Annotated in this window: 21 protein-coding genes and 1 riboswitch; of the genes, 10 read left to right on the forward strand and 11 right to left on the reverse strand. The window is 63.6% G+C overall.

Annotated features, from left to right (window positions below; all coding sequences use genetic code 11):
* Nucleotides 1–129: 129 nt before the first annotated feature.
* From MD221_RS11815 to MD221_RS11830, 4 genes are all read right to left on the reverse strand, one after another.
* Nucleotides 130–1215 carry a hypothetical protein gene (locus tag MD221_RS11815; protein ID WP_242111962.1) on the reverse strand — a complete coding sequence of 362 codons (1086 nt, stop codon included), beginning with the start codon at nucleotides 1213–1215 and terminating at the stop codon, nucleotides 130–132.
* Nucleotides 1216–1535: 320 nt separating this feature from the next.
* On the reverse strand, nucleotides 1536–2456 hold the full coding sequence (locus tag MD221_RS11820; RefSeq protein WP_242111963.1) for a 5'-nucleotidase, lipoprotein e(P4) family: 921 nt from the start codon (nucleotides 2454–2456) through the stop codon (nucleotides 1536–1538).
* 77 nt (nucleotides 2457–2533) lie between these two features.
* Nucleotides 2534–3088, reverse strand: a complete 555-nt coding sequence (locus MD221_RS11825; RefSeq protein WP_242111964.1) for a DUF1003 domain-containing protein — start codon at nucleotides 3086–3088, stop codon at nucleotides 2534–2536.
* Nucleotides 3089–3152: 64 nt separating this feature from the next.
* Nucleotides 3153–5147: a UvrD-helicase domain-containing protein gene (locus MD221_RS11830; protein WP_242111965.1), complete on the reverse strand. Its 1995-nt coding sequence runs from the start codon at nucleotides 5145–5147 to the stop codon at nucleotides 3153–3155.
* A gap of 108 nt (nucleotides 5148–5255) precedes the next feature.
* Between MD221_RS11830 and MD221_RS11835 the strand changes: the two genes are divergently transcribed.
* The gene (locus MD221_RS11835; protein WP_242111966.1) at nucleotides 5256–6041 is read left to right on the forward strand and encodes an SEL1-like repeat protein; all 786 of its coding nucleotides are present in this window, start codon (nucleotides 5256–5258) and stop codon (nucleotides 6039–6041) included.
* A gap of 961 nt (nucleotides 6042–7002) precedes the next feature.
* Nucleotides 7003–7443, forward strand: coding sequence for a JAB domain-containing protein (locus MD221_RS11840; RefSeq protein WP_425602270.1), 441 nt, complete (start codon nucleotides 7003–7005; stop codon nucleotides 7441–7443).
* A gap of 791 nt (nucleotides 7444–8234) precedes the next feature.
* Here MD221_RS11840 and MD221_RS11845 read toward each other — a convergent pair.
* The 3 genes from MD221_RS11845 to MD221_RS11855 form a co-directional block, all read right to left on the reverse strand.
* A complete protein-coding gene (locus MD221_RS11845; protein ID WP_242111968.1) occupies nucleotides 8235–9053 on the reverse strand; it encodes a DNA adenine methylase in 819 nt (272 codons plus the stop codon).
* Nucleotides 9050–11392 (reverse strand): DGQHR domain-containing protein, encoded by a 2343-nt coding sequence (locus MD221_RS11850; RefSeq protein ID WP_242111969.1) that lies wholly within the window; start codon nucleotides 11390–11392, stop codon nucleotides 9050–9052. The genes MD221_RS11845 and MD221_RS11850 overlap by 4 nt, the downstream gene beginning before the upstream one ends.
* Before the next feature lie 84 nt (nucleotides 11393–11476).
* Nucleotides 11477–11728, reverse strand: coding sequence for a helix-turn-helix domain-containing protein (locus MD221_RS11855; RefSeq protein ID WP_242111970.1), 252 nt, complete (start codon nucleotides 11726–11728; stop codon nucleotides 11477–11479).
* Nucleotides 11729–11870: 142 nt separating this feature from the next.
* Between MD221_RS11855 and MD221_RS11860 the strand changes: the two genes are divergently transcribed.
* From MD221_RS11860 to MD221_RS11875, 4 genes are all read left to right on the forward strand, one after another.
* On the forward strand, nucleotides 11871–12218 hold the full coding sequence (locus MD221_RS11860; RefSeq protein ID WP_242111971.1) for a hypothetical protein: 348 nt from the start codon (nucleotides 11871–11873) through the stop codon (nucleotides 12216–12218).
* Between the two features lie 47 nt (nucleotides 12219–12265).
* Nucleotides 12266–12559, forward strand: coding sequence for an outer membrane protein assembly factor BamE domain-containing protein (gene bamE / locus MD221_RS11865; RefSeq protein WP_242111972.1), 294 nt, complete (start codon nucleotides 12266–12268; stop codon nucleotides 12557–12559).
* 170 nt (nucleotides 12560–12729) lie between these two features.
* Nucleotides 12730–13350 carry a thymidine kinase gene (locus MD221_RS11870; protein WP_242111973.1) on the forward strand — a complete coding sequence of 207 codons (621 nt, stop codon included), beginning with the start codon at nucleotides 12730–12732 and terminating at the stop codon, nucleotides 13348–13350.
* Nucleotides 13347–13700 carry an NIPSNAP family protein gene (locus tag MD221_RS11875; RefSeq protein ID WP_242111974.1) on the forward strand — a complete coding sequence of 118 codons (354 nt, stop codon included), beginning with the start codon at nucleotides 13347–13349 and terminating at the stop codon, nucleotides 13698–13700. Before MD221_RS11870 ends, MD221_RS11875 begins: the two co-directional genes overlap by 4 nt.
* A 9-nt stretch (nucleotides 13701–13709) precedes the next feature.
* On the opposite strand, the gene mutM is transcribed toward MD221_RS11875, so the two are convergent.
* Nucleotides 13710–14552: a bifunctional DNA-formamidopyrimidine glycosylase/DNA-(apurinic or apyrimidinic site) lyase gene (gene mutM, locus MD221_RS11880; protein WP_242111975.1), complete on the reverse strand. Its 843-nt coding sequence runs from the start codon at nucleotides 14550–14552 to the stop codon at nucleotides 13710–13712.
* 358 nt (nucleotides 14553–14910) lie between these two features.
* Here mutM and MD221_RS11885 point away from each other — a divergent pair, with 358 nt between their 5' ends.
* Together MD221_RS11885 and MD221_RS11890 are read left to right on the forward strand one after the other, a co-directional pair.
* Complete coding sequence (locus tag MD221_RS11885; protein WP_242111976.1) at nucleotides 14911–16119, forward strand: DesA family fatty acid desaturase; 1209 nt, start codon at nucleotides 14911–14913, stop codon at nucleotides 16117–16119.
* A gap of 92 nt (nucleotides 16120–16211) precedes the next feature.
* Nucleotides 16212–16499 carry a hypothetical protein gene (locus MD221_RS11890; RefSeq protein WP_242111978.1) on the forward strand — a complete coding sequence of 96 codons (288 nt, stop codon included), beginning with the start codon at nucleotides 16212–16214 and terminating at the stop codon, nucleotides 16497–16499.
* 32 nt (nucleotides 16500–16531) lie between these two features.
* Here MD221_RS11890 and MD221_RS11895 read toward each other — a convergent pair whose 3' ends face one another.
* The 3 genes from MD221_RS11895 to hchA form a co-directional block, all read right to left on the reverse strand.
* A complete protein-coding gene (locus MD221_RS11895; protein ID WP_242111979.1) occupies nucleotides 16532–17110 on the reverse strand; it encodes a manganese efflux pump MntP in 579 nt (192 codons plus the stop codon).
* A 13-nt stretch (nucleotides 17111–17123) separates the two neighbouring features.
* A riboswitch (yybP-ykoY riboswitch) is annotated at nucleotides 17124–17290 on the reverse strand.
* Between the two features lie 246 nt (nucleotides 17291–17536).
* Nucleotides 17537–18313 (reverse strand): SDR family oxidoreductase, encoded by a 777-nt coding sequence (locus tag MD221_RS11900; RefSeq protein ID WP_242111980.1) that lies wholly within the window; start codon nucleotides 18311–18313, stop codon nucleotides 17537–17539.
* Between the two features lie 64 nt (nucleotides 18314–18377).
* Complete coding sequence (gene hchA / locus MD221_RS11905) at nucleotides 18378–19280, reverse strand: glyoxalase III HchA (RefSeq protein ID WP_242111981.1); 903 nt, start codon at nucleotides 19278–19280, stop codon at nucleotides 18378–18380.
* A gap of 196 nt (nucleotides 19281–19476) precedes the next feature.
* Here hchA and MD221_RS11910 point away from each other — a divergent pair, with 196 nt between their 5' ends.
* Together MD221_RS11910 and MD221_RS11915 are read left to right on the forward strand one after the other, a co-directional pair.
* A complete protein-coding gene (locus MD221_RS11910) occupies nucleotides 19477–19914 on the forward strand; it encodes a hypothetical protein (RefSeq protein ID WP_242111982.1) in 438 nt (145 codons plus the stop codon).
* A gap of 41 nt (nucleotides 19915–19955) precedes the next feature.
* Nucleotides 19956–20696, forward strand: coding sequence for a PA1136 family autoinducer-binding transcriptional regulator (locus MD221_RS11915; protein ID WP_242111983.1), 741 nt, complete (start codon nucleotides 19956–19958; stop codon nucleotides 20694–20696).
* Nucleotides 20697–20702 lie beyond the last annotated feature (6 nt).

Consider the following 20702-nt stretch of genomic DNA (forward strand, 5'->3'; position numbering starts at 1 on the left):
TATTGGCCGGACGTGGAGCGCCGGCCGATGGCGCGCACGTGCCCCGCCTCCTGCTGACAGCACAGCGAGGCGGGGGCAATGCAGGAGTGCGGACGAGCAAGGCGACCCTGTAGGCCGCGCCGTCAGGTCTCAGCGTCGGCGGATCCGCCGCGCCAGCCACCAGGCGGCGGCGAAACTCACGCAGCCCAGCACGATCAGGCCGCCGGACGTGCCACTGCGATGCTGATCGCTGAACAGGCCGCTGCCGCCCGGCATCAGCGCCACGATGGCCAAGGCGATGCTGGCGTAGGCGACCAGCCCCAACAGCCAGAACAGCCATTGCCAGGCCTGTGCGCCGTTATCGGCGTCCTGGTCGCGTCTGAACAGGGCACGCAGGCGAGGGCGATCGGCGGCGGGGTCGAACTTGTTGCGGCCGCGGCGGCGCCAGCCGGCGGCCACGGTGTTGCCTTGCGCCTGCAACTCGCCGCGCACGCCCGGGATGCGGTCGTTCGCGGCCAGTGTCACACCGCGTGAGTCCACGGTCGGCGACACCGCCATCGTTGAACCGGCGGCCACGCCCGGAAGTGCGGCCGTCGGCGCCTGCTGGACGGCGGGGTTAACGGGCAACGCATCCGGACGAAGCGAGGCGCCGAGCTGTTCGATGCCGCCGCTAACGCCGGGCGCACTGAGATGGGCGGGCGCAGCGGTCTGCGTGGTCAAGGGCACGGCCGGATTGAGCACCGCCTGTGGCGTGGCCGCGACCGCCACGGGCACCGTGGCCGCAGCGTTGGCAGGTACGGCGGCGACGTGGGTCGGCGCGGAATGCGTCGGCGTATTTGCCGGGTTGGCCTGCGGCACGTTCTGGCTTGCGACGAAGGGGCGGGTCTCCGAGGCGGTCATCGGCGACAACCGCGCGTCCGCGGTGCCCAGCGGCGCCGGGGTTGCCGGCTCGCGCGAGAGCGCGGCATACAGGTTCTGCGGCTGCGACTCCAGGCCGCCGCGCGTCGACGCGCCGGCGTCGTTCAAGCCGCCGCGGAAGTCGTTCGCATGGGGCGGATTGAAGTCGGGATCGCCGTTGCGCGGCTGCTGGATCGGCAGGTTGCCCGAATCGGTATCGCCGTTCGGAGAATTCGGGTTGGGAAGATTGTCGGGGCCATGCGGCCCACGGCCATGCAGGATGCCATTCAACAGCCCAGGCGGCGTTGAAGGGGGACCGACACCCTCGGGACCAGCCATGTCGCACCTCCGGAGCGCGCATGCGAGGGATGCACGCATCGTGCAGCGTAGACCCGCCCCTGCCCCGATTCACCTGGGGCGGACCCTAGGTCGGAGCGGGCGCTCACGATCCGTTGCGCTGGCCGGATTGGATGCCGCTGCCGGCCCTCGGGCGGGCAAAAAGAAAGGGAGGCCCGGAGGGCGCTCCCTGAAAATGTCCGGCCGAGGCCGGAGGACTTTCGGTTGTGGCATGGCCCCGGCAGCGCCGGGCCTGAACAGACTATCGCGAGCCTGAACTTAATGCAATACCTGAAATAAAAAGCGATAAATTATTGAATTTATTAATTTCTTAGATCGAGCGCCTCGCGCTTGGCCTCGCGACGGGCGGCCCGGGGCTGGTCCCAGGCGTTGTTGAACAGCGCCGGTTCCCAGCCGCCATAGGTCGGGTTGGGCAGCATCCACCAGCGTTCGCCGAACCAGTCGTGGTACTGCGCGAGCAGCTTGGCGCGATCATCCGGGGTGTTGGCCACGACCTGGACGAAGTCGCCCAGCTGGTCGCCGAACTGCATCAGCACGCGGTACTGCTGCCCGGCCAGGCGGCGGCGGCAGTTCTTCTCGCTGCCGTTCTGCTCGCAGTCCTTGACGAAGGTGCCAAGGCCCAGGAACACGTCGTCGCCGGCCACCGGCATGCCGACCTCGCGCAGGTTGGCGAGCGTGGCGTCCTTCAGGTGCACCGCGCGGTTGGACAGGTAGAGGATGGTCACCCCGCGCGCCTGCGCGGCCTTGGCGAAATCCACCACGCCCGGCACCGCGCGCGCCCGCTTCTCGGCGACCCAGCGGTCCCAGGTGACCTCGTCGTATTCCTGGCCGCCGGCCACCAGGCGCGCCTGGTAGGGCGAGTTGTCGAGCACGGTCTCGTCCACGTCCATGATCACCGCCGGCTTCAGGCCGGCGGTCTGGCCGGCGTTGTCGCGCTCCTCCGGCACCAGGGCGTCCCAGTTCTTTTCCTTCAGCGCGGCCTCCAGCCTGTCGGCCGCGGCGCGGTAGACGGTCTCGGCGCTGGCCTTGTATTCCTCCGAGCGCTGCATCCACAGCACGGCGTTGAGGTTGTCGTCGGCGGCCGAGGCCTCGGGCTTCGCGCTCGCCGCGGGGGCGGCCTTGGCGTCCGTGCGCGCGGCACCCTCGGGCGCAGTCAGCGAGACCGGCTTGCAGGCGGCCAGCGCCAGGGCCAGCAGGGAAACGGTGGCCAGGGTGGGACGCATCGCGGACTCCGGTCGTGAAAACCGCGCGAGTGTAGCCGAGCGCCGCGACCGCCTGCAGTGCCGCCCGGGAGCGTCGCTCAGGAGCGGCGCTGCTCCAGCAGCCGCGTCAGCATGTCGATCTGCCGCTGCTGCTCGGCCAGCAGCGACTGCATCTGCTCGTTGCGCAGCTGGTCGAACTTCTCGTGCAGCGCCATGATCTCGATCTCCGCCTTGAGATTGACCTCGTAATCGTGCGCGGCCGCCAGCCGGTCCTTCGCCGCCTGGCGGTTCTGGCTCATCATGATGATCGGCGCCTGCACCGCCGCCAGCATCGACAGCATCAGGTTGAGGAAGATGAAGGGATAGGGATCGAACGGCCGGCTCAGCAGCCAGACGTTGGCGCCGGTCCAGATCGCCAGGAGGGCGGCGAACAGCAGGATGAAGGTCCAGGAGCCGCCGAAGGTCGCCACCCGGTCGGCCAGGCGTTCGCCCAGGGACGGCGCGCCGACGCCATCGTCCGCTTCCCTGCGCGGCAGCAGGCGGCGCTTGAGCGCGGACACCAGCACGCGGCGCTCGGCCGAGGAAAGAGTGCCGGCGGCCTTGCCGAGCCAACGCTCGGCGGCATGGGCGAGGGCCTGGTCGGAAGCGGTCATGGGCGCTGTCCCGCCGGAGGGGAAGGTCCGGCCGTGGCCGCTATTGTGCCCAGCCGCGCGCGTCTCAGCCGGCTTCGAGCATCGCCTTGATCGCGGCGAACCCGGCGTCGGCGCGTTCCTTCTTGCGCTCGGCCTCGGCGGCCGGATCGTCGCCGTCGCGCTGCAGTTCGTCGGCCGGCAGCTCGTCGAGGAAGCGGCTGGGCGTCAGGCGCAGCTTGCTGCCCCAGCGCTGCGCCTCGCGCGAATGCGACAGCCACAGCCGCTCCTTGGCGCGGGTGATGCCGACGTAGAGCAGGCGCCGCTCCTCGTCCAGGCGGCCCTCGTCGAGGCTGGCCTCGTGCGGCAGCGTGCCGTCTTCCACGCCGGCGATGAACACGTAGCGGAATTCCAGGCCCTTGGCCGCGTGCATGCTCATCAGCCGCACCTGGTTGCCGGCATCGCCCTTGTCGGCATGGGTGAGCAGGGCGAGCGAGGCGGCCAGCTCGCCGGCGCTGGCGCCGCGGGCGCCCTCGAACCATCCGGCGAGTTCGTCGAGGTTGCCGCGGCGGATCTGGAACAGCTGCTCGCTCTTGCACTGCGCGCGCAGCGCCTGGAGCAGGCCGGAGCGCTCGTTGAGCCGGCGCACCAGGTCGGCCGGGGTCAGGTGCGCGGCATCGCCGCGCAGCCCGCGCACGATGTCGGCGAAGGCGCTGAGCGCGTTGGCCGCGCGCGGCTGCAGCTGTTTCAGCAGGCCCACCGATTCGGCCGCGCGGGCCAGCGGCAGGTGCGCGTGCTGCGCCAGTTCGGCCAGCTTGGCCAGCGTGGTCGCGCCGACCTCGCGCTTGGGCGACTGCACCGCGCGCAGGAAGGCGGCGTCGTCCTCGGGATTGGCGATCAGGCGCAGCCACGACAGCGCGTCCTTGACCTCGCCGCGGTCGAGGAAGGCGGTGCCGCCGCTCAGGTGGTAGGGCACGCGCAGCAGCTGCAGCGCCTTCTCCAGCGGCCGCGACTGGTGGTTGCCGCGGAACAGGATGCAGAAATCGCTCCAGGCCGCCGGCAGGCGCTTCTGGGTGGCGGCGGTGTGCAGGAAGTGGATCTCGCCGGCGATGCGCTCGGCCTCGTGCGCGCCGTCGCGGCACTCCCAGACGCGGATGCGCTCGCCGTCGGGCTCCGCGCTCCACAGCGTCTTGGGATGCTCGTGCGGGTTGTGGGCGATCAGCGCATTGGCCGCGCGCAGCACGCGGTTGCTGCAGCGGTAGTTCTGCTCGAGCTTGACCACTCGCAGCGCCGGGTAGTCGCGCGCCAGCTGCGAGAGGTTTTCCGGGTTGGCGCCGCGCCAGGCGTAGATGCTCTGATCGTCGTCGCCCACGCAGGTGAAATGGCCCTTTTCGCCGGCCAGCGCCTTCAGCAGCCGGTACTGCGCGTCGTTGGTGTCCTGGCATTCGTCCACCAGCAGGTAGCCGATGCGCTCGCGCCAGGCCAGCGCGCAGTCGGCATCGGTCTCCAGCAGCTGCACCGGCAGGCGGATCAGGTCGTCGAAGTCCACCGCGTTGAAAGCGGCCAGCCGCGCCTGGTACTTGCCGTACAGCGCCGCCGCCTCGTGCTCGCGCGTGCCCTGCGCCGCCGCCAGCGCCTGCTCGGGCGAGAGGCCGGCGTTCTTGGCGCGAGAGATGAGGCCCTGCATGGCCTGCACTGCGTCGGGCTTGGCGCCGGGCATCAGGTCCTTGAGCTGGCTGGCGGTGTCGTCGGCGTCGAAGATCGAGAAGCCGCGCCGCAGCCCGGCCTTGGCGTGCTCGATCTGCAGCAGCTTCAGGCCGAGCGCGTGGAAGGTGCAGATGGTCAGGCCTTCGGCGGCTTCGCCCTTGATGCGGCGCGCCAGGCGCTCGCGCATTTCCTTGGCCGCCTTGTTGGTGAAGGTGATCGCGGCGATGCGCTTGGCCGGATAGCGCCCCGAGCCGATCAGGTGCGCGATCTTCTCCACGATCACGCGCGTCTTGCCGCTGCCGGCGCCGGCGAGCACCAGCAGCGGACCGTCGCAATGTGCGACCGCAGCGGATTGTTGGGGGTTGAGGCCGTGCATGGAAACTTCCGGGCTATGCCATCAGTCTACAGACAACCGAGAGGCGGCCTGGGTAGGCTGCCCCGGCTGGAAAAGTCAAGGATGCAGGGGATGAGAACGAGGGTCGCCATGTTGACGTTGTGCCTGCTGTTGCCGCTGGGGGCGGGGGCGGAGAGCAAGGCGCCGCCGCCCGACCCGACCCGGGATCCGGTGATGATCTCGGCCGGCTTCCTCAGTGGCCATCCGGACCTGCGCTATCGGCTGCTGGGCATGGAAAGGCGAAAGCAGGAGAAACTGCAGGAAGCCCTGAAATTCTTCCAGCGAGCCGCCTTCTATGCCGACAAGCCCTCGCAGGGCATGGTCGCGGAAATGCTGTGGAACGGTCAGGGCGCGGTGCAGGATCGCGCGGCCGCCTATGCCTGGATGGATCTGGCCGCCGAGCGCGGTTATGTCGGATTCCTCGGGCTGCGCGAGCAGTATTGGGAGCAGTTGAGCGAAGAGGAGCGCAAACGCGCCCTGGAGGTGGGGCAGGATCTGTATGCCCGATACGGGGATGCCGCCGCCCAGCCGCGCATCGCCCAGGCCCTGCGCCGCGAACGTCTGCGCATGACGGGAAGTCGTACCGGATTCACCGGCAATCTGCAGATCTTCGTGCCCAGCCCGGGAGGCGGCACGACCATCGACGGTTCCAAGTTCTACGACAAGCGCTACTGGGACCCGAAGCAGTATCAGCAATGGCATGACAGCATCTGGGCGAAGCCGCGAATCGGCCGAGTCAGCGTGGGCGAGGTCGAGACGGTGAAGGAAGAGGCTCCAGCCGTTAAGACGCGGGTTCCTGCGACGGCGCCGCAACAGCAAGCGGTTGAGCCGGAAACGCCCGACGAGATGCCGAAGCTGCAGCCCGCCACGCCCTAGGCGCCGGCGCTACACTGCGCGGCATGGCCAAACTGTATTTCTATTGATGTGTCTGTTGCGAACTTGGCGCTGGTTGCGCAGGTGGTCGCCATATCATCCAAGGCGGCATTGCGCGACCGCATCGGAGATCGGAAAGTTCTGATCCATCTGACAAGCATGCTGGCGCGGTCGCCAAAATGCAGAACAGGATGTGAGCTGCTCGTCTGGAGGTCCGATTCTGCTTACGCCGCTGATCGGAGCGATGTACCAATCCGGTGCAATGTTCTAGAGGCCGTGAGCGATGTGGACAGGCTGGCCGGTTTAGTAGATGCCTGGATTCTGACCGAGGAACATTCCGTCAGGTCGCTTGGTGCATGGACGCGGGTAAACAGAGGTAGCAGTGAGCTTCGTCAGCGCTACTTGGATGCCGTTGGTGCAAGTGACTTGGTGCGGTACGTAGCGATCAAGGGCACTAGAACCGACCGTCTTAATGCGCTAATCCCGGTTGTGGAACCATTGAAGCGGGCATCGGCTGAGGTAGTGAAAGATCGCAGGCTTGCTCATGCGAAGCCTGAGTTCATTGGCGGATACCCGGACTTTTCATTCTGCATGTATTCCAAGCCTGGAAGGGAGGCATTGCGGAGGATGCTCCGTTGCACGGATTGGGGGCAAGACTGTCCTCCATAGGTGTGAGCAATCTGGTCGGTGCGCTGGGAAGCTTGGTGTTCTACGTTGAAGGAGGTGCATGCCTCTCGTCTCTACAGGTGGCGCATGGGCTTCAAATTCAAGCGATTTCCCGGACGACACAGCTTGGAAGTCTTGGACTCCCGGCCGAATCGATAGGAGAACTGCTGGAAGACATTCGTCGCGACCTCCCGCTAGTCAATAGATACAGGCGGCAGGTGGATGTTTCCGGATCGGGGATGCACTCATGACCAGCAATCGCCTTCCATGTGCATGGCGGTCTGGCAAGCGGGCGCTTATGGACAGAGCGGCAGAGGATGATCTTATTTCCTGTGCCGCTCGGATTCTGGAACAGCGGGTGATCCAAGGTGAACCCTTGACCGATCCCAATGCAGCTACGGATTTCCTGCGGATGCGGCTGTCCGGTCTGGATCGGGAGGTATTCTTTCTGGTACTCCTAGATACGCGCCATCGCGTCATTGCGACAGAGGTGGCTTTCATGGGGACGATAGACGGCGCGGAAGTTCATCCCCGGGTGGTAGCGCAGATGGCGTTGAAGCACAACGCAGCAGCAGTCATCTGTGCTCACAATCATCCTTCCCACAATCCGGAGCCGTCGGCGGCGGATCGTGCCGTTACTGTGCAGCTGAAGCAGGCATTGTCGTTGTTGGACGTTCGGCTGCTTGACCATTTCGTAGTCACCGCCAAGGAGTGTACGAGCTTGGCCGCGAGGGGATAGGTGTGAGCAATGCGATACGCGCACCCCACGCCTGAGGCGTCGAGGAATCCCAACTCGCGGGCTACCATGCAGGTACAAGGTAGCGATAACACCTGAGTTAAGTCGACTCGCGAAGCGGGTTCGGCTTGAATGAATTATTAGAAGGACATGCCGCTAAGCCCAAAGCTTGGCGACGATGGTGACAGCAACGCCACCCGCTCCGAAACCGAATAGAACAAGTTGCCACCAGAATAGGCGCCAAGAAAGCTGCCCCATGATCTTGGACTCTTGCCGAGCGTTCGGAGGGACCGGCTCATTCCTAGACCGTGAGCGGGCGATTTGTGCGGTGGCGCGGAAGTCACGGAGACGATTTATGGCGCACCAAACAGCAAGCGCCACGGACAACCCGAGCAACGCCAACGAAACAGTGCCAACTATTAGTAGGCACTTTGTAGTGGGCTGCGAAGAAGTAAGGCCGGAAACCAAGAATGCTAGCAAACCTGTGGCAAGACCAAGAACGAGATTGGAAACCGTGGAGAAATAGTCACGGGTGACGGTCTGCCATCTTACAAAGCTCTCTTGAGCATCAGTTCCCATAACCTCTCCCATGCCCTCTAACAACTGCTTATCTCACCTTTACCTGAACATGTTTACGCCAACGGATCACCGGGCAACGGATTGCACGACAGCCTCCGGGGATCATCTGTTGTTCGCATGTGCCTTGACGCCTGTTGGGTCGACGCAACGAAGAGGGCATATGCGAGTGACATGCGGGACTTCGCTGTTTAGGGTGGTTTGGTAAGCCAACAGCTCTACCTTCCGATGCTGATCAGAAGTTCTGTAGTCAGTTTGCGACGCTCCGACTCTGATGCCATAACGCTGTGGCGCTTAACGATGGCGCAGGTTGCATCGGCATAGAGTTCTTGAATTGAAGGATGATCAGCATTGCTAACAAGCACTCTGGCACCACGGTCTGAGGCTCGTATGAGTGCGTCTTTCAGGCGCTCCTGATCTGACCATGAGAACAGTTTTTCATTGTATTTGATGAATCCATTGTTATTGTGTTTAACCGTGTAGGGTGGGTCGGCATAAATGAAGTCTCCACTACCGCACTGGTCAACTACACGCTCGAAATCACCCGATTGAAGGGTGACTTTAGATAGCTTCCGGGAAATAAGTTCAAAGTCGTCCGAGTCCAAGAGAACGCTATTCTTTGTTCCTCTTGGAACATTGAACTCACCACGGCGATTGACGCGATAAAGGCCATTGAAACAGGTTCGGTTCAAATAGATAAAGCGAGCCGCTCTGGTCGCTTGGGCGGTCGGTGCAGAATCACGTACCTGATAGTAGTAATCATCGCTATGGGAACGTTGGTGCTTGCGAAGCAAGTCCAACACAGACTTCCAGTCGGACTTGATGGCTTTGTATGTCTCGATCAATTCAGCATTGGCGTCGTTCAATAGTGCTCGCTTTGGCTGTAGGCTAAAGAAAACAGCAGCGCTGCCAACGAATGGCTCGACATATCGCTCTATGCCATTCAAATCAAAAGCCATCTTGTGTGAGCGTAACAGCCATCTTTTTCCGCCTGCCCACTTGAGAAATGGCGTTATGCTGGTAATTGAAGTATTCATTGCTGGCTCGTAATGCTGTCATAGTCAAAGTCATCAATGCGAGACTTTAGGGTGTCGATGACTGACTCCAAGAAGGGAAAATCTTCTGCTTTGTAGTTGCGTCCTTCTGCGGCGTGTGCAGGTATGCGGCGTATTTCATTGAACCTGTCCATCCATTTGAGGTTCTTCGCTTGCCCCTTTTCACCGTCAACAGGGATATCAAATACATCCTTGAATAGTGGCCAACGCTCTTTGTGTTCCACGATCGATTTGAATTCAATGAAATCCAAATAGGTTTCGAGCGGAAGTCGTGCGTCGATGTCAACATCTTGGGATTTTGTATAGGCCCTGCTTTTGATCTCTTTGCTCAAGACGCCTCTTTCCCAATAGGCGTTCTTTTCATCGCCATACATGCGGCGGAACACGGAGAAGATGTGCTTCTGAACAATCATGTTGATCTTTTGTACTTGCTCATCTGCGGTTCGCCGCGATTCCTCTGACTGGCTTTGCGCCCAGTTATCGTATCCATCGGGTTCAAAGGTCGGATAAGATCTCCTCATCACCTTCGCAAAGCGAAGTAAAAGCTCTCTCGGTCCGCCGCTGCCGAATTGAACGCTAAGCAGTGCATCTACTTCACTATCTCCTGATTGCAAGAAGTCTAGGAGTGGCGTGATGTGCTCACTTATGAGTGCTAGAACCTGTTGTTCGGTATGAGACCGAAGTGGCTTTGTAGTGTCTTTCTCGATGTACTTGATCAGCTCCGCTAGCAGTAGAGTCAGTGCTTGCACAGATTCATTCGTGCAAAGCTTGCCTGGGCGGCCGGATTCCCATCTCGACACTGCTGCTTCTTGGATCTGACGGAAGTATCCGTTAAGGATCTTGATGGCTCTTAGTAAAGTTGCATTGTCAGTGGGGCCGCATAGGGCGCCTGGTTCATAGTGAGTGCGAAGCGCGACCTGCCCGAGCAGGCCTGACCGCTTCAGGCCGAGCTTTACTTGCGGAACGGTCAAGCACACCCTTGGTGTACCACGTATTCCTTCAGCAGAGAATCGGCCATAAAGCGGGCTAGAAAGCTCTCTGTTCATCTGATGAATTACTCTTGCAGCAAGCGCGCCAATTCTCTCGCTGGGATTATCAGACCCCCATTTCAGCTGACCTTCGAGGTCGTCCAAGAGGTTTTTTGGAACGGACTTCTGCTCATGATTTATCGTCACGAACATGTTGGCCTCTTCTTCTTTCGAGATCCCTTCGAAAGCGACGACAACAAGCTTCTGATCCAGATACTCATCCGATAGTCCAGCATAACCATAAAGGCGATGCTGCCCGTCAATTACCCATGCGGACTTGTAGGTGTTAGGCAGATACAAGTTCCCAAAATGAACATCTGTCAATGTGTCTTTCTGCAAGATATCGAAGCGTGGAGCTTTGACAAAATTGATCAAGAGATTGTTTGGGAAGAATCCGCCGTCAGATATGAACTTACCTATAGCCTTCAGTCGTGATTTCTGAATGAGTCTCTGGTAGGTGGGGTGGCCTTCGGGGTCATCTAGCGTTCTGTGATTGACGAAAGCGATTTTCAGTAGATGCCGAGGTGTTGTGACAAAAGAGTAGAAATACTTTCCACCGAGCTTGCCTCGCGTTGCGGGAACCTTGGTGTCAGTCATCTCCGGGATCGACTGATCTTTCAGGAACTCAGCTAGAAACTGAAAGCGCGCGGCTTTGCCAAGGTGGTCAGCGAGCTGTGTGTAGTATGGGAGTTCTATCTCCGTAACTTGTTTGATCTTGTGGGCATTGGCTCGTGCAATGTCTTCATCAGACCAGATGATGTTTTCAGTGACGAAGAACCATAGAATCTTGGGCTTGTAGTCCTTCCCATAGAAGGCTTTTATTGATGCAGCAATGTCACCTTTCAGGGCGCCAAACACTTCAATGTCTTTTTGAAGGCTGCGCCTCTTCAAGCGATCACTAGATTTGCACTCTGCGACGATGACGGTTTCGTCATCCGAAGCAAACACATCGATCTGCTTCTCAGTTTCTTGGTTGTTTCTGCGCTTGAGCTTGATTCGAAACTTTCGCCCGGAATTGAGTTCCGCATAGCCCATTTTGTAGAGCAGCACCCACCAGAGGTTCTCCAGACGCTCGTCAATCTTTTTTTCACGCCGAACGACAGCGATTCCCTTTTGCTTCTTGTGGATTGTCCAGTCGGCGGCAAGATGTTCGTCGATCTCTGACGACTTGATTCGTTTTTGATCGAATTTGGTATTGCGTCGGCGATATTCCTTGCGAAGAGCGACAGCCTTATCCAAGAGCGGATAGAGCAGTGCCTCGGATTTTGATTCCCCGTCCTTAAGTTTCGCCACGATTTCCCCCGATGTTTCCTGCCTAGCCTTACCTAGTGCTGTGGTTGAGAGAGACTCTGAGTTGCTGTGGTAGCGGTTGAGTTATCAGCTCTCATTCTTTGTTAAGAGCAATGTCGTCCTCTTGACGAGAATAGTTGGATCCACATCAAGTGCTTCCGCTAGCGCGATCAGCGTGGTCATCGTCGGCTGTCGCAAGCCGCGCTCAAGCAAGGAGATGTAAGTTCGGTCAAGTTCGCTTTCCAACGCCAGATCCTGTTGAGAAAGCCCACGACCAGCACGCACCTCCCGTAGTGCTTCGCCAAAGGCTTTTTGCACGGATTTGCTGTCGGTCGCCATTGACGGCCGACATTAGGGATCATGTGACTATAGTACGACGGACTATAGTCTGCGAAAATGGGGCTGGGGACATCCCTACAACCGAGGCAAGGGAGAATCTATGGCTATCTGTAAGTCGTGCGATGTGGAACAAGCGGGCTTCATGTCCGACCTGTGCGGTAAGTGCATTGAGGCTCCACCAAAGCCTGTCACGCCCGCGCAGGCCACGGAGGCTACCGCCGGGGATGGTGCGCTAACGACGGAGGGGGACTACGCGGCATTAATCGGGCAAGCAATCATCTGGCTAAGCATCGTGGGTGCCGCGATCTGCATCTTCTTGTTTGGGCAGTATGAGTTGCCGGATGGCCCGTACAGCACGAAGAAGGTCTGGAACACCACGCTGATCGGGTTCTATGTGGCGTCTGGTCTCAATGGCGTTTTCTTCGGCTTCTTGCTGTCCAAGATCGGAAGCGTGTTGAAGCACCTAGAGCGGCTCAAGGAGAGCCGCTAAGGCCTCTGTAAGCGCGCATTGATATGGACAGAAGAATTGGAGATGACATGAAGAAAGTCTTTGCTTTACTGCTAACCAGCCTGCTTCTCACAGCCTGCGCAACGGCAGGAACCAAGTGCGACTTCTCGCAAGCCCGTCAGATAGGCGTCGGGATGACCGAGCAGGAAGTTGTCCAGCTCATGGGCAAGCCCATGTCGGTGACGGCAAGGGGCCAGAATCAAGTCTGGGTCTGGAGCTATGCCAAAGCGGGAGCGTTTTCTGTTGATAGCAAGTCGGTGTCGGTGATCTTCCAAGATGGTCGTGTAGTCGAGGCACCGAGCATCCCGGATTCCTTCAAGTAAGACCCTCGCCGGGCGCGTGCCATAGCTGGCAGAATGAATGACATGCGTCCGGTTCCCTGCCAAACGCTATGCAAAAGGGGGCAGCGTCGCTTGGTGACGGTATCAATGAATTCTGATACCGCAATTGACCGATATAACTCCAATTTATCAATAGTTTACGGAGTCATCTGGTGGCCAAGCTGTACTTCTACTACTCGGCGATGAACGCCGGGAAGACGACCACCCTGCTGCAGTCCGCGCACAACTACCGCGAGCGCGGCATGCGCGTGGGGATCCTCACCCCGCGCCTGGACCACCGCGCCGGCAGCGGCACCGTCGCCTCGCGCATCGGCCTGCAGGCGCAGGGCATGGCCTTCGACCGCGACGACGACCTGCAGGCGCGGATCCGGGCCGACATCGCCGCGCACGGCGACCTGCACTGCGTGCTGGTGGACGAGGCGCAGTTCCTGAGCAAGGCGCAGGTCTGGCAGCTGAGCGAGGTGGTCGACCGGCTGCGCATCCCGGTGCTGTGCTATGGACTGCGCACCGACTTCCGCGGCGAGCTGTTCGAGGGCAGCCAGTACCTGCTGGCCTGGGCCGACGAGCTGTCGGAGATCAAGACCATCTGCCACACCGGCAAGAAGGCGATCATGACCGTGCGCGTGGACGACAACGGCTATGCCGTGCACGACGGCCCGCAGGTGGAGATCGGCGGCAACGAGCGCTACGTCTCGGTGAGCCGCGCCGAGTTCAAGAAGATCGTGCGCGGCGAGGGCCGCATCGAGCCGCTGCAGCCGCCCCTGCCGCTATGAGCGACCGGCTGCTGGAAATCCGCACCTATCGCCTCAAACCCGGCACGGCGGCGGGCTTCCATGCCGCCATGCACGGCGAGGCCGTGCCGATGCTGCGCCAGGCCGGGACCGACGTGGTCGCCTACGGCCGTTCCGATCACGAAGAGGAAACCTATTTCCTGATCCGCGCCTACGCCGACCGCGCGGCGCTGGAGGCCGAGCAGGCGCGCTTCTACGCAGCCCCGGCATGGCGGCAGGGGCCGCGCGAGGCGCTGGTGAGCCGGATCGAGACCTACCTCAACACCCTGCTGTGGGCCTCGCCGCAGGCGATCGACAGCCTGCGCGCGGCCAACCAGGGCGGCGGCGACTGAAGCGGGCGCTCAGCGCTGGCAGCGCCGGCACCACACCGTCGCGCGCTGGCCGATGGTGGTCAGGGTCAGCGCGCGCCCGCAGTTCGGACAGGGTTCGCCTTCGCGCCCGTACACCGAGAGTTCCTGTTCGAAGTAGCCCGGCGCGCCGTCCGGGCTGAGGAAGTCGCGCAGCGTGGTGCCGCCGCGGGTGATCGCGTAGCGCAGGATGCGGCGGATGCTCTCGGCGATGCGCCGGTAGCTCTCGCGCGAGACGCGCCCGGCCGCGCGCAGCGGCGATACGCCGGCGGCGAACAGTGCCTCGGCGACGTAGATGTTGCCCACGCCCACCACCACGCGCTGGTCCATCAGGAACGACTTCACCGCCACCTTGCGGCCGCGGCTGCGCGCGAACAGATAGTCTCCGTCGAACGCCGTTCCGTCCGATCCGTCGGAGAGCGGTTCCGGGCCGAGATCGCGCAGCAGCTCGTGCGTGGTGCCCGCCGGCTGCCAGAGCAGGCAGCCGAAGCGGCGCGGATCGTTGAAGCGCAGCACGCGGCGCGGCGCGTCGTTGCCGGCGTCCAGGGCAATGTCGACATGGTCGTGCGCGGTCACCGCCGTCGTCGCCGGCAGCACGCGCAGGCTGCCGGACATGCCCAGATGCAGCAGCGCGCTGCCGGCCTCGGTGTCGAGCAGCAGGTACTTGGCGCGCCGCCGCACCGCGGCGATGCGCTGGCCGGGCAGCAGCTCGGAGATCTCGCGCGGGATCGGCCAGCGCAGGTCCGGCCGCCGCAGCAGCACCGCGCGCACGCGCCGGCCCTCGACATGGGGGGCCAGGCCGCGGCGGGTGGTTTCGACTTCGGGCAGTTCGGGCATGGGCGGCGCGGCGGCGGGCGGCTGTGCGGAGGAGGCAGAGATAGGTCCTTCCGCCCGTTCGGGCAAGGGCGCCCGGCGCCGCCTTCCGCATGCGCCACCCAGCTCTGGAGGCTCTGCCGGCGTCCGGGGCGAGAAAGGGCCGCTTCGCGCGGCCGTGGGCGGGCCGAACGCGACGTTCCGCCGGCCGCATGGCCGGCGGCCCGATCGCCGCCGCGCCGCGCCGGCATTCACGCGACTGAATCCCGCGTGCTCCATACCCGGGCGCACGGGTGGAAAACCGTCACGCCGATGGCATAGTGTCCATGCGAGACTCAACGGTTCGCGCCGTTTGCCCGCCCGTGTGTTTTCTGGAGCCGTAATGCCCACCTCCCTGCTCGACTTCCTGGCCGGCGGCCTGATCCAGGCCGGTCCCTGGACCCTGGCGATCTATTTCCTGGTCGCCACCCAGCTGACGATCTTCTCCGTGACCCTGTACCTGCACCGCAGCCAAGCGCATCGCGGCGTCGACTTCCATCCCGTGCTCGCCCACTTCTTCCGTTTCTGGACGTGGCTGACCACCTCGATGATCACCAAGGAGTGGGTGGCGATCCATCGCAAGCACCACGCCAAGTGCGAGACCGAGGACGACCCGCACAGCCCGATGTACAAAGGCATCAAGACCGTGTTCTGGCGCGGCGTGGAGCTGTACCGCGAGGCGCGCGCGCAGCGTGCCGACATCGAGCAGTACGGCAAGGGCGCGCCGAGCGACTGGATCGAGCGCCGCCTCTACACGCCGTTCGCCACCATGGGGCCGACGGTGCTGCTGCTGCTCAGCTTCGCGCTGTTCGGCTTCAAGGGCGTGGCGATCTGGGCGATCCAGATGGCCTGGATCCCGTTCTGGGCGGCCGGCGTGGTCAACGGCCTCGGCCACTGGTGGGGCTACCGCAACTTCGAGACCACCGACACCGCCACCAACCTCACGCCGTGGGGCGTGTGGATCGGCGGCGAGGAACTGCACAACAACCACCATGCTTTCCCCAGCTCGGCGAAGTTCGCGCTGCGCAAGTGGGAGTTCGACATCGGCTGGGCCGCGATCAAGCTGCTGGAGAAGGTGCGCCTGGCCAAGGTGCTGCGCGTGGCGCCCACGCTCGACGTGCGCCCCAACATCCACGTGCCCGACGCCGACACCATGAAGGCGCTGCTGGCCCATCGCTTCCAGGCCATGACCGACTACCAGCGCAACGTGCTGGCCCCGGCCCTGCGCGAGGAGGCCCGCGCCGCCGGCGCCAAGCTGCGCGCGCTGCTGCCGCGCAAGCTGCGCAAGGGCATGGTCGACGACGGCCGCTGGCTCAAGCCCGACGCGCGCGAGCAGCTGCGCAGCTGGGTGGCGCAGCGTCCGCGCATCCGTACTCTGGTCGAGTACCGCGCGCGGCTGTCGGCCCTGCTGGAGGCGCGCACCCAGAACGCCGCCGAGTCGCTGCACAACCTGCAGGCCTGGTGCCGCGAGGCCGAGGCCAGCGGCATCCGCGCGCTGCAGGACTACGCGGCCCGCCTGAAGGGCTACTCGCTGCAATCCGCCCGGGCGTGAGCGCGGCGGCGCCTGGCGCGCGCAGGAAGCCCGGCCATCGGCCGGGCTTTTTCGTCTGCGCGCTCGCGCTCTCCGCTTGGCTGCATGCGGGCATGGCGCCGGCGCAGGTCGCGGCCAGCGCCGACTACCTCGCGCGCATGGACGCCGACCGCGACGGCCGCGTCTCACTGGCCGAGTACCAGGACTGGATGAGCTACGCCTTCGACGCCATGGACCGCGACCGCAGCGGCACGCTCGATGCCGCCGAACTGCCGGGCGGCAAGGGCCGGCCGGTGTCGCGTGAGGACTACCGCAGGCGCATCGCCGAGACCTTCGCGCGCCAGGACCGCGACCGCGACGGCGGCCTGGACGCGCGCGAGCTGGCCGCGCCGCCGCAATAGGTAGACGGACCGCGCCGCCGCGCGGCGACCGCTCAGGCGCCCTGCGCGGACAGGTGCTCGTACAGGATCGCCACGCCGATGGCGATGAGGATGGCGCCGCCCACGATCTCGGCGCGGCGTCCGATCAGCGTGCCCAGCGCCCGTCCGGCCATCACGCCGATGCTGACCATGACGAAGGTGCACAGGCCGATGACGGCGGAGACCGCCAGGATGTTCACCTCGACGAAGGCCAGGCCGACGCCGACCGCCATGGCGTCGATGCTGGTCGCCAGCCCCGCCAGCGCGAGCGTCAGCAGCTTGGCCGGCGCCTGGTCGGCGGGCGCGCCTTCCGCGTCCTGGCCGAGCGTGGCCTTGTAGATCATGTGCAGGCCGAGCACCGCGAGCAGGCCGAACGCGATCCAGTGGTCCCACTGCTCGATCAGGCGCGAGGCCGCGGAGCCCAGCAGCCAACCGACGAAAGGCGTGATGGCTTCGACCACGCCGAAGATCAGTCCGGTGCGCAGCGCATCGGCGATGCGCGGCCTGGTCATCGCCGCGCCCTTGGCCAGGGCGGCGGCGAAGGCGTCGGTCGACATCGCCAGGCCGAGCAGGAGAATGGAGATCGGATTCATAGGCAGCGCCATCGGTCGGGTGCGGACACGGACGAACAAGGCGCGCCCCCGACGATGCGGCGCGTCTTGCTCGTTGGTCTCGCCAACCCGCGGGTGCCCCACCATGGCCGCTGCGGCCAAGCATGTTGATGGGAACTCTTCCTGCACGGAGGAAGAAGGCTACTCCCCAAAGAGGGATGTTTGTTGCGGGAAATACTTTATCAGCGCCGCGGTTGCGCGGACAAGATTCCGCATGAAGAAAACCGCTCGTGGAAGGCCGCGCTCATATGTATAGCAACAGCTAATCCTTCGCCTGCGCGCAAGTGGACCGGTCCGCGCGATGCATCGCAGGAAGGTCCTCGCGATCGCCGATTTCAGCGGCGCTTCGAGCGTGCGGGGAGATCGCGCCGCGGTCGAAACGCGGTGCGGCCCTCGCCATGTCCCGCCTTATATCCGGCCTTCCCACGCATCGGCCTGTTCCCTGCGGACCATCTGCTCCGCCGCGGCAGGGCGTACCGTGCGGTGGGGCGGGTGCTCGGCTTCGATCACGTCTATGATCGCGGCGATCATCTCGGCCGGATCGTGCTGGTGGTTGAGCTCGCGCACCGGCCAGTGCGCGACGACCCGCTCGCCCTGCGCCCACCATTGGTCCATGCTTTCCATGCCGGTGTCGTTGAATCCGGTGCGATAGGCGCCCGGATTGACGGTCGCCACCTCCACGCCATAGGGCTTGAGTTCCTCGCGCATCGCCGAGCAGATGGCTTCCACCGCGTGCTTCGAGGCCGCGTAGGCGCCATCGAAAGGCACCTTCACCAATCCCGCCACGGACGACGTCCAGACGATGCGTCCGCCGCCACGCCGAACCATGCCGCGCGCGAAGCCTTGCGCCACTTCCAGTGCCGCGAAGACGTTGGTTTCGAATACCGACCGAAAGACGGGCATCGGGATTTCGACGATCGGTCCGGACTCCATGATGCCGGCGTTGTTGAAGAGGACATCGATCTCGAAGCCGAACGCCTTTTCGCGGTCGATGCCGTTCAACACGTCCAGTTTGATCACCTCGAGGTTGTGCTCCCCGGCGGCGGCCGCGGCCTGCCGCAGTTCCCAGACCTGCGGCCAGATCTGGCATCCGGCGATCACCCGATGGCCGCGCGCGGCCAATCCCAGCGCCACGCCGCGGCCGAAGCCGGTTGCCGCGCCCGTGACGAGTACTGTCTTTCCCATGGTCTCTATGCTCCCGGCATCGCGCGCAGGAATTTCCGTGTTTCGAATGCGCGCCGTCCCGGGACTATACCGCCGGGGCCGGTTCGCCAAGGCGCTCGGCTTCGGCGAGCAGGGCCGCGGCCGCCGCCTTGCCGAGATGATTGGACGCCAGCGGACTGTCTCCGGTGATCAGCTTCCTGTCCTGGTGTACCTGCCCCGTGATGTCCGAATTCAGGATTTCCGCGCCGAGCGCCTGCAGCTGTTGACCGACAAACCAGGGCATCTGGCCGGGCATGTAGCCGATATCCGGGTTCTTCCTGTCCAGTGCGTCGGGGAACACGCAAAGCTTGTAGCCTTTGTAGAGGAAATCGTCGGCGTTTCCGTCCGCGGCCGTTGCCAGCAACGAAGCCGGCCCATGGCATAGCGTCACCACATGGCGATCGTGTTCCATCGCCCATTGCAGGACGCGCCTGACATCCTCGCTGTGCGGGATGCCGATGATCGCGCCATGGCCGCCCGGGATGAACACGGCCAGGAAGTTCGAATCCGCGCCCAGCCCGTCGGCGATGACGTCGGCGAGCTTCAAGGGGCTCTTCAGCTTGTCCAGATAGCGTCGATAGATCTCGTTGACGGCGACGTCCTCCCTTGGGAATGCCCACAGTTCAAGCTTGACCGGATTCCCGGACAGGGTCGCGATATCGATGTCGAAGCCCGCCTTGGCCAAGTGGTACATCGGCAGCAGCATCTCGACGGGATGGTTTCCGGTGGAGAACATGCTGCCATCGCGCATCAACAGATAGCGTTCGTCCGTGGCGATCATCAGCACCTTCCATTTTCCGCCACGGTAGGCGTTGGGATAGTCGGCGCCGTCCAGGTCGGATTGCGCGGAGGTATACTGGCCAAGCGAATAGGGCGACGGGAAAAAGGCATTGTCCTCGGCAGGATCGGGCGTCGGGCGCTTGTCCATGTCGGCTTCGCGTGCGTTCATCGTGGGGCCTCTTGCTTGCTTCGAGGATCTCGACTGTAGTCGCGCACGTTGGGCCGCGCGATAAGGGAAATCCCTCAGGACGATTGGGCGGGCGGTGCGGCGATGCCGGGCCGCTCGGAGCTCGGTCCCGATGACATCGGAGCAGCGTCCGCGATCGGAACAACGGCGCCAGCGAAGATCGAGGACAGGAATGCGCATGCATGCATCCGACTACCGGTTCGAGGGCTTCTGGCGGCTGCGGCCCGGGCATTCGCGCTATGCCTTCGGCAAACCGCCGCTGGCGGCGGAATATCGGGTGCATGCCAATCCCGACGGGACCATCGAAATCGTCTATCGCTGGACGAATGCGCTAGGGCGCGTCGGGGAGATCGCGTTCTCGGGAGCGGCCGACGGCAGTCGTTATCCCCATCAAAGGTCCTGGATCGCAGATGCCCTGAGCTTCGAGCAGCGCTCGCCGTCGTTGCTGGCGTCCAAGGCGTGGAAGTCGGGACGGGTGGTGCAGTGGGCGGAGCGGGAGCTGCTGGATTCCGAGACCATGCGAATCAGCGTTCACGGCCGCTACCGCGATGGCCGCGTCTACACCAACATCGACGTCTACGGACGATCCTGGGAAGTGGAAGCCTCACGGGGATAGCCCCTATTCGCAAGATGCCCGCAAGCAGGCATGCTTGCGCCATGCCCTCGACCCCCGCGCCTCCGGGCGAATTGCTGTTCCGCATCGCCTCCGGCATACGCGCCGCCCGCAGCGCGCAGGCGGTATGCGGACTGCTGGAGGAGTTCGCGTTCGCGCTCGGGTTCGATCGATTGGTGGTATGCAGCATCTCCCCGGGCACGGCGCGCGATCCGATTGACGAGGTCTTCTTCGTCAGCGGCCACTGGGACGAGGGCCGCAGTGCCCTCGAGCGGCAGGCCTACCTGCTCCATTGTCCGATCACGCGGCATATCCTGGAGTTCGAGGAGCCCTTCTACTGGTCGAAGACGCCGTCCAGGGACGGCACGCGCGCGCACTATCGCCTCGTTCGGGGACCGCGCGACCTGGGAGAAACCAATGGCATGCAGGTGCCGGTCTTCGGCCGGGCCGGCCTGGAGGGCGCGGTGTCGCTGGCGGGAGGCGCGCTGGACATGCGCGACGATGTCCGGATCACGGCACAAGCCGTCTGTACGCTGGCCTTCCATGCGCTCAAGCGCCTGCGTCGCCTGGATCCGGAAGCCGGTCCGCGGCCGCTGACCGCCCGTGAGCGGGAGATCTTGCGCTGGGTGGCGCAGGGCAAGCAGCAAGCGGAGATCGCGCAGATCCTCGCCATATCCGAACGCACCGTCGAGAACCATCTGCGGTCCGTCCGCCGCAAGCTGCGCGCCGCGTCCACCGCGCAAGCGGTCGCCCGTGGCATCGCGTTTGGCGAGATCGCCTCGTAAACGAAG

This window comes from Luteimonas aquatica (assembly GCF_022662575.1).
GTDB classification, from domain to species: Bacteria; Pseudomonadota; Gammaproteobacteria; order Xanthomonadales; family Xanthomonadaceae; genus Luteimonas; species Luteimonas aquatica.

Excerpts from the sequence above, each read along its gene's own strand:
- MD221_RS11815 (WP_242111962.1), bottom strand. The coding sequence starts at position 1,215 with ATGGCTGGTCCCGAGGGTGTCGGTCCCCCTTCAACGCCGCCTGGGCTG.
- MD221_RS11820 (WP_242111963.1), bottom strand. The coding sequence starts at position 2,456 with ATGCGTCCCACCCTGGCCACCGTTTCCCTGCTGGCCCTGGCGCTGGCC.
- MD221_RS11825 (WP_242111964.1), bottom strand. The coding sequence starts at position 3,088 with ATGACCGCTTCCGACCAGGCCCTCGCCCATGCCGCCGAGCGTTGGCTC.
- MD221_RS11830 (WP_242111965.1), bottom strand. The coding sequence starts at position 5,147 with ATGCACGGCCTCAACCCCCAACAATCCGCTGCGGTCGCACATTGCGAC.
- MD221_RS11835 (WP_242111966.1), top strand. The coding sequence starts at position 5,256 with ATGTTGACGTTGTGCCTGCTGTTGCCGCTGGGGGCGGGGGCGGAGAGC.
- MD221_RS11840 (WP_425602270.1), top strand. The coding sequence starts at position 7,003 with ATGGACAGAGCGGCAGAGGATGATCTTATTTCCTGTGCCGCTCGGATT.
- MD221_RS11845 (WP_242111968.1), bottom strand. The coding sequence starts at position 9,053 with ATGAATACTTCAATTACCAGCATAACGCCATTTCTCAAGTGGGCAGGC.
- MD221_RS11855 (WP_242111970.1), bottom strand. The coding sequence starts at position 11,728 with ATGGCGACCGACAGCAAATCCGTGCAAAAAGCCTTTGGCGAAGCACTA.
- MD221_RS11860 (WP_242111971.1), top strand. The coding sequence starts at position 11,871 with ATGTCCGACCTGTGCGGTAAGTGCATTGAGGCTCCACCAAAGCCTGTC.
- bamE (WP_242111972.1), top strand. The coding sequence starts at position 12,266 with ATGAAGAAAGTCTTTGCTTTACTGCTAACCAGCCTGCTTCTCACAGCC.
- MD221_RS11875 (WP_242111974.1), top strand. The coding sequence starts at position 13,347 with ATGAGCGACCGGCTGCTGGAAATCCGCACCTATCGCCTCAAACCCGGC.
- mutM (WP_242111975.1), bottom strand. The coding sequence starts at position 14,552 with ATGCCCGAACTGCCCGAAGTCGAAACCACCCGCCGCGGCCTGGCCCCC.
- MD221_RS11885 (WP_242111976.1), top strand. The coding sequence starts at position 14,911 with ATGCCCACCTCCCTGCTCGACTTCCTGGCCGGCGGCCTGATCCAGGCC.
- MD221_RS11890 (WP_242111978.1), top strand. The coding sequence starts at position 16,212 with ATGGCGCCGGCGCAGGTCGCGGCCAGCGCCGACTACCTCGCGCGCATG.
- MD221_RS11895 (WP_242111979.1), bottom strand. The coding sequence starts at position 17,110 with ATGAATCCGATCTCCATTCTCCTGCTCGGCCTGGCGATGTCGACCGAC.
- MD221_RS11900 (WP_242111980.1), bottom strand. The coding sequence starts at position 18,313 with ATGGGAAAGACAGTACTCGTCACGGGCGCGGCAACCGGCTTCGGCCGC.
- hchA (WP_242111981.1), bottom strand. The coding sequence starts at position 19,280 with ATGAACGCACGCGAAGCCGACATGGACAAGCGCCCGACGCCCGATCCT.
- MD221_RS11910 (WP_242111982.1), top strand. The coding sequence starts at position 19,477 with ATGCATGCATCCGACTACCGGTTCGAGGGCTTCTGGCGGCTGCGGCCC.
- MD221_RS11915 (WP_242111983.1), top strand. The coding sequence starts at position 19,956 with ATGCCCTCGACCCCCGCGCCTCCGGGCGAATTGCTGTTCCGCATCGCC.